This is a genomic window from Janthinobacterium sp. BJB304 (assembly GCF_002735765.1).
GTDB lineage: Bacteria > Pseudomonadota > Gammaproteobacteria > Burkholderiales > Burkholderiaceae_D > Janthinobacterium.
On record NZ_PDZN01000005.1, the window covers coordinates 310,868 to 320,862 of the forward strand.

Here is a 9,995-nt window from a genome sequence, read left to right on the forward strand (position 1 = left end):
ATGGACGTGACTTCCTTTGTCGTCAGCATCAAGGGCGTCAGCCAGCATTACGGCAAGACGGTGGCGCTCGACGCCATCGACCTGGACGTGCCGGCCGGCCGCATGGTGGGACTGATCGGCCCCGATGGCGTGGGCAAATCGAGCCTGCTGTCGCTGGTGGCCGGCGCACGCGCCGTGCAGCAGGGCAGCGTGATGGCGCTGGGCGGCGACATGCGCGATGCGCGCCACCGCGACGACGTCTGCCCGCGCATCGCCTACATGCCGCAAGGCCTGGGCAAGAATCTGTATCCGACCCTGTCGGTCGAGGAAAACCTGCAGTTTTTCGCGCGCCTGTTCGGCCATGACGCGGCCGAGCGCCGCCGCCGCATCGACCAGCTGACCCGCAGCACGGGCTTGCAGCCCTTCCTCGCGCGCCCGGCGGGCAAGCTGTCGGGCGGCATGAAGCAGAAGCTGGGCCTGTGCTGCGCCCTGATCCACGATCCCGACCTGCTCATTCTCGATGAGCCGACCACCGGCGTTGATCCCCTGGCGCGCGCCCAGTTCTGGGACCTGATCGCCGGCATCCGCGTGCAGCGCCCGCAAATGAGCGTGATGGTGGCCACCGCCTACATGGACGAGGCGCAGCGCTTCGACTGGTTAGTGGCCATGGATGACGGCAAGGTGCTCGATACGGGCACGCCGGCCGAACTGCTGGCGCGTACCGAAAGCGGCAACCTGGAAGCGGCCTTCATCAAGCTGCTGCCCGAAGCCAAGCGCGCCGGCCACCAGCCCGTCGTGATCACGCCGCTGGACGCCGCCAGCGCGCAGGACGTCGCCATCGAGGCCAAAGACCTGACCATGCGCTTCGGCGATTTTACCGCCGTCGATCATGTGAATTTCCGCATCGGCCGCGGCGAGATCTTCGGTTTTCTCGGTTCGAACGGCTGCGGCAAATCGACCACCATGAAGATGCTCACGGGTCTGCTGCCGGCCACGGAAGGCAAGGCCTGGCTGTTCGGCAAGGAAGTCGATTCCAACGACATCGACACGCGCCGCAGGGTCGGCTACATGTCGCAGGCGTTTTCCCTGTACAGCGAACTGACGGTGCGCCAGAACCTGGTGCTGCACGCGCGCCTGTTCCACGTGCCGGAGGGCGAGATCCCGGCGAGGATCGACGAAATGGCGCAGCGCTTCGATCTGCGCGCCGTGATGGACGACTTGCCCGACAGCCTGCCGCTGGGCATACGCCAGCGGCTGTCGCTGGCCGTGGCCATGGTGCACAAGCCGGAAATGCTGATCCTCGACGAGCCGACGTCCGGCGTCGACCCCATCGCGCGCGACAATTTCTGGCGCCTGATGATTGAACTGGCGCGGCGCGACCGCGTCACCATCTTCATTTCCACCCACTTCATGAACGAGGCCGAGCGCTGCGACCGCATCTCGCTGATGCATGCGGGTAAAGTGCTGGTCAGCGATGCGCCGGCCGAACTGGTGCGCAAGAAGGGCGCGCCGTCGCTGGAGGCGGCCTTCATCGCCTACCTGGAAGAGGCGGGCGGCGGCACGGCAGCGGCGACGGTGCAGGAACCGCCGGCATCCGTGCCGCAGGAAGCGGCACCGGCGCCGCAGCACCGGCGCAGCCGTTTCAGCCTGGGCCGCATGCTCAGCTATATGTGGCGCGAGGCGCTGGAATTGCGCCGCGACCCCGTGCGCCTGACCCTGGCGCTGGGCGGCTCGGTGCTGCTGCTGTTCGTCATCGGCTTCGGCATCAGCCTGGACGTCGAAGACTTGAGCTATGCGGTGCTCGACCACGACCAGACGACCCTGAGCCAGAATTACACGAACAACCTGGCCGGCTCGCGCTACTTCGTCGAGCGCCCGCCGCTGCGCGACTATGCCGATATCGACAAGCGCATGCGCAGCGGCGAACTGTCGCTGGCCATCGAGATCCCGCCCGGCTTCGCGCGTGACGTGCAGCGCGGCGCGCCGGCGCAGGTGGGCGCGTGGATCGACGGCGCCATGCCGATGCGCGCCGAAACCGTGCAGGGCTACGTGCAGGGCATGCATCAGCTGTGGCTGGCCGACCAGGCCTTGCACCGCTATGGCATCACGATGAGCAACCCCGTCGCCATCCAGACGCGCTACCGCTACAACCCGGACGTGAAAAGCCTGCCCGCCATGGTGCCGGCCGTGATTCCCCTGCTGCTGCTGATGCTGCCGGCCATGCTGGCGGCGCTGTCCGTGGTGCGCGAAAAGGAACTCGGTTCCATCATCAACCTGTACGTGACGCCCGTCACGCGCCTGGAATTCTTGCTCGGCAAGCAGGTGCCGTACGTCGTGCTGGCCATGTTCAACTTCGTCCTCATGGCCTTGCTGGCCGTCACGGCCTTCGGCGTGCCGATCAAGGGCAGCTTGCCGACCCTGATCGGCGCCACCTTCATCTTCAATATCTGCGCCACCGGCATCGGCCTGTTCGCCTCGACCTTTACGCGCAGCCAGATCGCGGCCCTGTTCGTGACCATGATCGGCACCATGATCCCGGCCATCCAGTTTTCCGGCCTGCTCAATCCCGTCTCGTCGATGGAAGGCGTGGGCAAGGCCGTCGGCCTGATGTACCCCGCCACGCACATGCTCAATATCAGCCGCGGCGTGTTCAACAAGGCGCTGGGCTTCGGCGACCTGCACGCCTCGTTCTGGCCCCTGCTCGTCGCCATTCCCGTGATCCTCGGCGTGACGGTGGCGCTGCTGAAGAAACAGGAGAGCTGATATGCGCCACCTTGAAAACATCTACCGCCTGGGCGTGAAGGAAATCTGGAGCCTGATCCGCGATCCGATGATGCTGATCCTGATCCTCTACACGTTCACCCTGGCCATCTACGTGGCCGCCACGGCCAAGCCGGAAACCCTGCACATGGCCTCGATCGCCATCGTCGACGAGGATGGCTCGCCGCTGTCCGCGCGCATCGCCTCGGCCTTCTTCCCGCCCCAGTTCACGCCGCCGGCCATGATCAACCAGAGCCAGGTCGATGCGGGCCTCGATGCGGGCCGGTACACCTTCGTGCTGACGATCCCGCCCAAGCTGCAGGCCGACGTGCTGGGCGGGCGCCAGGCGGAATTGCAGCTGAACGTCGACGCCACGCGCATGAGCCAGGCCTTCAGCGGCAGCGGCTACATCCAGCAGATCGTCGCCGGCGAAATAGCCGAATTCGCCAAGCGCTACCGGGGCGCGACCGTCTCGCCCGTGGAGCTGGTGATGCGCGCGCGCTTCAATCCCTCGCTGAGCCAGGCGTGGTTTGGCTCGCTGATGGAGCTCATCAACCAGGTGACGATGCTGTCGATCATCCTCACGGGCGCGGCGCTGATACGCGAGCGCGAACACGGCACCATCGAGCACTTGCTGGTGATGCCCGTGACGCCGGCCGAGATCATGCTGGGCAAGGTCTGGTCGATGGGCCTGGTGGTGCTGCTGGCCGCCGCCCTGTCGCTGAACCTGGTGGTGCGCGGCATGCTGCACGTGCCGATCGAAGGCTCGATCGCGCTGTTCCTGTGCGGCGCGGCCCTGCACCTGTTTGCCACCACCTCGATGGGCATTTTTCTGGCCACCGTGGCGCGCAGCATGCCGCAGTTCGGCATGCTCCTGATCCTCGTGCTGCTGCCGCTGCAGATGCTGTCGGGCGGCAGCACGCCGCGCGAAAGCATGCCCGAGCTGGTGCAGAACATCATGCTGATCGCCCCGACCACGCATTTCGTCGAATTGAGCCAGGCGATCCTGTACCGGGGCGCCGGCATCGACGTGGTGTGGAAACCGTTCCTGGCCTTGCTGGCCATCGGCACGGCCCTGTTTACCTTCGCGCTGGCGCGTTTTCGCAAGACCATCAGCCAGATGGCGTAGCCCCCGCGCCGGAATGGTCCGGCGTTTTTTGCATGAAAAGGATAGCCATGAAGATCGAAGCTGCACCATTTTTCTCCACCGGCGGCTTGCCGTCGCTGGGCATGCTGGGCGACTATGCGCGCGACTCGTGGCAGCGCATCGTGCTGTACGCGGACGTGATGCGCCGGCGCGGCAACCAGTACCAGGAACACCTGGCCGAGGAAGTGCCGAACGTGCTCGATTTCCCCGCCGAACTGGTGATGTCGGGCCTGGAGCTGGCGCGCCCCGTCAACTATGGCCTGGCGCGCATTCTGACGCCCGATGCGCCCGAACCTGAGCCATCGAAACGGCCGTTTGTCGTCGTCGACCCGCGCGCCGGCCACGGTCCCGGCATCGGCGGCTTCAAGGCGGAGAGCGAGATCGGCGTGGCTCTGCGCGCCGGCCATCCGTGCTACTTCATCGGTTTCCTGCCCGATCCCGTGCCGGGACAGACGGTGGAAGACGTGATGCATGCGGAGGCGGCCTTCCTGGAAAAAGTCATCGCCCTGCATCCGCTCAGCGAAGGCAAGCCCGTCGTCATCGGCAATTGCCAGGCGGGCTGGCAAATCCTCATGACGGCGGCCATGCGCCCGGAATTGTTCGGCCCCATCATCGTGGCCGGCGCGCCCGTGTCCTACTGGGCCGGCTGGCATGGCCGCAACCCGATGCGCTACGCGGGCGGCCTGATGGGCGGCAGCTGGGCCACGGCGCTGGCGGGCGACCTGGGCAACGGCCGTTTCGACGGCGCCAGCCTGGTGCAGAATTTCGAGAAGCTCAACCCGGCCAACACGCTGTGGAGCAAGCAGTACAACCTGTACGCGAACATCGATACGGAAGCGCCCCGTTACCTGGAATTTGAAAAATACTGGGGCGGCCACGTCTTCCTCAACGACGTCGAGATGCAGTACATCGTCGACAATCTGTTCATCGGCAACCGCCTGGCCACGGCCGAACTGATCACCTCCGACGGCGTGCGCCTGGACTTGCGCAATATCCGTTCGCCCATCGTCGTGTTCTGCTCGAATGGCGACAACATCACGCCGCCGCCGCAGGCGCTGGGCTGGATTACGGACCTGTACCGCGACGACAAGGACGTGCTGATGCACGACCAGACCATCGTCTACGCCGTGCATGACAGCATCGGCCACCTGGGCATCTTCGTCTCGGCCAAGGTGGGGCACAAGGAACACCAGAAATTCGCCAGCAATATCGACCTGATCAACCTGCTGCCGGCCGGGATCTACGAAGCGCGGATCGTCGACAAGACGCCCGACACGCCGAATGCCGACCTGGCCAGCGGAGATTATGTGCTGCAGGTCGAGCACCGCGGCATCGAGGACGTGCGCGCCATCGTGCAGCCGAGCGTGGAAAACGACCGCAAGTTCGCCGCCGCCGCGCGCGTATCCGAGGTCAACCTGGCCCTGTACCGCACGTTCGCGCAGCCGTGGGTGCGCGCCATGGTCACGCCGCAGACCGCGCGCTTCCTGCAGCTTGCGCATCCGTTGCGCGTGTCGTACGAGCGCTGGACCGACCACAATCCGCTGGCCAGACTGGTGGCCAGGGAGGCGGAAAAAGTGCGCGCCCACCGCCAGCCGGTATCGCCCGACAATCCGCTGCTGGCCATGCAGGAAGCCGTCTCTGGCGCCATCACGGCTGGTTTGAACAGCTGGCGCGACTGGCGCGATACTGTGCAGGAAACCACCTTCGACCTGGTGTACGGCTCGCCCCTGGTGCAGGCGCTGACGGGACAGACCATCGGCGATGCCACGCCGCCGCGCCCCCATCCCGGCATCTCGCCCGAGCATTGCGAATACGTGCGCTGCGAAACGCGCAAGATGGACGAGGACATGCAGCGCGGCGGCCTGGTGGAAGCGGCCGTGCGCGCGCTGTTCTACATCTACCGCTTCCGCATGATCGCCGACGAGCGCAGGGTCAACCTGGCCCTCAAATTGATCAAGCCGCAATACCGGCAGGAGGTCAGCATGGAGGAATTCCGCGGCATCGTGCGCCAGCAGGCGCGCCTGATGCTGCATGATTTCGATGCCGCCATCGCCGCCTTGCCGGCCTTGCTGTCGCGCGCCGATCCGGACGACATCGGCGCGCTGGCCGAATGGCTGCAGCAAGTGCTGCAGGTGCCCGAGGCGCCGACGCCGGACGAGGAAGCGAGCCTGCAGCAGATGCTGGACGTCTTCGACCGCGCGATCAAGGCGCAGGCGAAGGCGCTGCCGCCGGACGCGCGCGCCTCCCATGCCGGACCAAAAGCCAAACCGGCCAAACACATTACCTCTGCTTAGAAGACCACGATGACTACTACCCAAGACGATGATCTGAATATCGTGCGTAACCGCACCTTCGACCAGATCGCCATCGGCGACACCGCCAGCATCACGCGCACCCTGAGCATGGACGATATCGCCCTGTTCGCGGTGATGTCGGGCGATGACAACCCGCAGCACCTCGATACCGAATTTGCCGCCGCCACCCGCTACCAGGGCGTGATCGCGCACGGCATGTGGGGCGCTTCCCTCATATCCGCCGTGCTGGGTACGCGCCTGCCCGGCGCCGGCACCGTCTACACGGGCCAGACCCTGCGCTTTTTGCAACCCGTGCGCGTGGGCGATACCTTGGCCATCAGCGTCACCGTCACGGCGCGCGAGCCGCGCAGCCGCCACGTGACCCTGGCTTGCCGCTGCGTCAACCAGCATGGCGCCGTGGTGCTCGACGGCGAGGCGCAGGTGATCGCGCCGGCCGAGCAGATCGAGCGGGCGCGCGCCACCTTGCCCGAAGTGCGCCTGCATAACGGCGACGGCACGCGGCGCCTGCTCGAGCACGCACGTACGCTGGGGCCGATCCGGGTCGCCGTGATCCACCCCTGCGATGAATTGAGCCTGTCGGGCGCGCTGGACGCGCATGCGGCCGGCCTGATCACGCCCGTGCTGGTGGCGCCGCGCGCGCGCCTGGAAGCGGTGGCGGCCGAAGCGGGCCTGAGCCTGGCCGGCATCGCCATCGAGGACGTCGAGCATAGCCATGCGGCGGCCGCGCGCGGCGCCGAACTGGCGGGCAAGGGCGAAGTGGAGGCGCTGATGAAGGGCAGCCTGCATACGGACGAACTGATGTCGGCCGTGCTGTCGGCCAGCGCCGGCCTGCGCACCAAGCGCCGCATCAGCCACTGCTTCCTGATGCAGACGCCCGCCTATCCGCGCCCTTTCATCATCACGGACGCGGCCATCAATATCGCGCCCAACCTGGCCATGAAGGCCGACATCGTGCGCAACGCCATCGACCTGGCGCACGTGATCGGCGTGGCCTGCCCGCGCGTGGCCATCCTGGCCGCCGTGGAAACGGTGAACGCGGACATGCCGGCGACTTTGGACGCGGCCGCCCTGTGCAAGATGGCCGACCGCGGACAGATCACGGGGGCCATCCTCGACGGCCCGCTGGCTTTTGATAACGCCGTGTCGATCGCCGCCGCCACCGTCAAGGGCATCGTCTCGGAAGTGGCGGGCCGCGCCGACATTCTGCTGGTGCCCGACCTGGAAAGCGGCAACATGCTGGCCAAGCAGCTCGAGTACATGGGCGACGCGGACAGCGCCGGCATCGTGTTGGGCGCGAAGATCCCCGTCATCCTCACCAGCCGCGCCGATTCGCGCGCCAGCCGCATCGCCTCCTGCGCCATCGCCGTGATGCTGGCCAACCATTACCGGAGCACGCCGCCATGAACGCGCCAATCACCCACGCCGACGGCACCCTGATCCTGGTGCTCAATTGCGGCTCGTCGAGCATCAAGTTCGCCCTGTTCGAGCAGGCGGACGGCGTGCTGCCGCAGCAGGCGCAATGGAGCGGCAAGGTCGAAGGCATCGGCCGCGAAAACGCCACGTACCGCGCCGGCGGCATGCCGGCGGTCGCCTTGCAGCTGGACCCGGAGCAGCCGCATCACGCGGCGCTCGAATACATCCGCGCGCAAGTCGTGGCGCAGCTGGACGGGCGTGCGCTGCGCGCCGTGGCGCACCGCGTCGTGCATGGCGGCAGCAAGTACTTCGCCCCCGTGCGCATCGATTTCGCCGTGCTGGCGGACCTGAAAAGCTATGTGCCGCTGGCGCCCCTGCACCAGCCGTTCGCGCTGGAAGCGATCGAGGTGCTGCTCACATCGCGGCCCGACATCGCCCAGGTGGCGTGCTTCGACACGGCGTTCCACCACACGGTGCCGCAGGTCGAGCAGATGCTGGCCCTGCCTTACGATGCGTGGGAGCGGGGCTTGCGCCGCTATGGATTCCACGGCCTGTCGTATGAATACCAGTCGCTGGTGCTGGAGCAGCGTTTTGGCGCTGTCGCGCGCGGCAAGGTCATCGTGGCCCACCTGGGCAGCGGCGCCAGCCTGTGCGCCATGGACAATTTGCACAGCGTGGCCACCACCATGGGATTTTCCGCGCTCGACGGCCTGATGATGGGCACGCGCTGCGGTTCGCTCGATCCTGGCGCCGTGATCTATCTGATGGAAATCGAAAAGCTGTCGCTGGAAAAAGTGGCGCATGTGCTGTACCACGAGTCGGGCTTGCTGGGCGTGTCCGGCGTGTCGGCCGACCCGCCGGTCTTGCTGGCGCAGCAGGACCGGCAGGATGCGACGGGCGAACGCATCCGCGCCGCGCTGGCTTTATATATCCGCCGCATCGTGCGCGAGATCGGCGCCCTGACGGCCGTGCTGGGGGGACTGGACATGCTGGTGTTTACGGCCGGTATCGGCGAACACAGCGCCGAATTGCGCCAGCGCATCTGCGCCGAGCTCGGTTTTATCGGCCCCGTGCTCGATGCGCAGGCCAATGCGCGCAACGCCAGCCGTATCTCCACCGATGCCAGCCGCATCGCGGTGGGCGTGGAGCCGGCCAACGAGGAGTGGGTGGCGGCGCGCCACGCGGCGCTGGCCGTGAGCGCATGAGGATCTGAAGCGTCAGGCCGCGTTCGATGGGAAATTTGCCGATTTGCATATATTTCTCGTTGAGTGCGCTACCGCACTGTGTGTTTTGCCAGTTATCTTTACTATGAAGTCATGCCATTGCGCTACATCAAGAAACAGCGCGATGCCTGGCAAATTTTGAACATTTTGCCCGCCTTTAGTAAGAATAAAATTAAACCATATTGAAAGGTCTCATCATGAACAAATTACTCGCCGCACTGATCGCTACCCTGTTTGCTACCGCCGCCTTCGCTCAAACCGCGCCGGCCACGGAAGCTGTCGTGAAAGCCCAGGCTTCCGCGCAAAAAGACGTCAACAAGGCTGCCGCTTCGGAAGCCAAAGTCGATGCCAAGGCTGACGCCAATGTCGCCAAGGCCGAGATGAAGGCTGACGAAAAGAAAGCTGATGCCCATCACAAGGCGAACAAAACCAAAGCCAAGGCCCATGACAAAGTCGTCAACGCCGATGCGGAAGACAAGCTGAAAGCGGAAGCCAAGGCAGACAAAACCGATGCCAAGGCCGATGCGAAAGCCACCAAGGCTGCCGTAAAAGCGAACGCCAAGGTCGCCAAGGAAAAAGTGGAAGCGAATGCCGACAAAGCCCTCGCCGCCACCAAGACGGAAGAAGCCAAGGCCAAAGCCGACGCTGAAGTCAAGGCCGCCGCCGCCAAGTAATTCCCCGTTTGCGGGCCACGGCCCGCAAGCCAAAAAGACAGCTTCGGCTGTCTTTTTTTTCGTCTGCCACTTTTTTCGGGCACCGCTTGCCAGTCTTGATCTGGCACAAATGCTCCTCTTTTCGCCGTGCCATAGTGAATTGGCAAACAGACGAAGGAGACACCATGAGCACCGCTAAAACAAAAAAATCACCGGCCACCGGTTCGGCGGAAGGCGCGCCGGCCATGCAGTCCACGCAGTCCATGCCGGTCGAGGGCGACGTGCATGCCGACACTGATGCGGCCGGTGCCGACGCCATGCCGGGGCCGCGCCTGGGCATGTCGTACGCGGACCAGGCGGCGCTCGCGCAGGGCGCGGCCGCCGCGCATGCCGGCGCCATGCCGGGCGGCGCCATGCAGCAGGCATCGCAGGGCATGGCCGGCGCCAGTTGCATGCACGTGGGCGATGGCGGCGGCCATGCCCTGCGATGCCTGCTGCATGGCGC

7 protein-coding genes are annotated in these 9,995 nt (G+C 65.7%); all 7 read left to right on the plus strand.

Features of this window, described 5'->3' with window-relative positions; genetic code table 11:
* A complete protein-coding gene (gene rbbA, locus CSQ95_RS08610) occupies window positions 1–2,742 on the plus strand; it encodes a ribosome-associated ATPase/putative transporter RbbA (protein WP_099409172.1) in 2,742 nt (913 codons plus the stop codon).
* 1 nt (window position 2,743) lies between these two features.
* A complete protein-coding gene (locus CSQ95_RS08615; protein WP_099409173.1) occupies window positions 2,744–3,868 on the plus strand; it encodes an ABC transporter permease in 1,125 nt (374 codons plus the stop codon).
* A 47-nt stretch (window positions 3,869–3,915) separates the two neighbouring features.
* A complete protein-coding gene (locus CSQ95_RS08620) occupies window positions 3,916–6,180 on the plus strand; it encodes a DUF3141 domain-containing protein (RefSeq protein ID WP_099409174.1) in 2,265 nt (754 codons plus the stop codon).
* A gap of 9 nt (window positions 6,181–6,189) precedes the next feature.
* Window positions 6,190–7,605, plus strand: a complete 1,416-nt coding sequence (locus tag CSQ95_RS08625; protein WP_099409175.1) for a bifunctional enoyl-CoA hydratase/phosphate acetyltransferase — start codon at window positions 6,190–6,192, stop codon at window positions 7,603–7,605.
* Window positions 7,602–8,819: an acetate/propionate family kinase gene (locus CSQ95_RS08630; protein ID WP_099409176.1), complete on the plus strand. Its 1,218-nt coding sequence runs from the start codon at window positions 7,602–7,604 to the stop codon at window positions 8,817–8,819. Before CSQ95_RS08625 ends, CSQ95_RS08630 begins: the two co-directional genes overlap by 4 nt.
* A 215-nt stretch (window positions 8,820–9,034) precedes the next feature.
* A complete protein-coding gene (locus tag CSQ95_RS08635; protein WP_070224288.1) occupies window positions 9,035–9,511 on the plus strand; it encodes a hypothetical protein in 477 nt (158 codons plus the stop codon).
* Window positions 9,512–9,675: 164 nt separating this feature from the next.
* A partial coding sequence (locus CSQ95_RS08640; protein ID WP_143449921.1) for a hypothetical protein occupies window positions 9,676–9,995 on the plus strand: 320 nt, incomplete at its 3' end.

What these genes read in the sequence shown, in the direction of transcription:
- CSQ95_RS08615 (WP_099409173.1), top strand. Translation starts at nt 2,744, where the DNA reads ATGCGCCACCTTGAAAACATCTACCGCCTGGGCGTGAAGGAAATCTGG.
- rbbA (WP_099409172.1), top strand. Translation starts at nt 1, where the DNA reads ATGGACGTGACTTCCTTTGTCGTCAGCATCAAGGGCGTCAGCCAGCAT.
- CSQ95_RS08635 (WP_070224288.1), top strand. Translation starts at nt 9,035, where the DNA reads ATGAACAAATTACTCGCCGCACTGATCGCTACCCTGTTTGCTACCGCC.
- CSQ95_RS08625 (WP_099409175.1), top strand. Translation starts at nt 6,190, where the DNA reads ATGACTACTACCCAAGACGATGATCTGAATATCGTGCGTAACCGCACC.
- CSQ95_RS08630 (WP_099409176.1), top strand. Translation starts at nt 7,602, where the DNA reads ATGAACGCGCCAATCACCCACGCCGACGGCACCCTGATCCTGGTGCTC.
- CSQ95_RS08620 (WP_099409174.1), top strand. Translation starts at nt 3,916, where the DNA reads ATGAAGATCGAAGCTGCACCATTTTTCTCCACCGGCGGCTTGCCGTCG.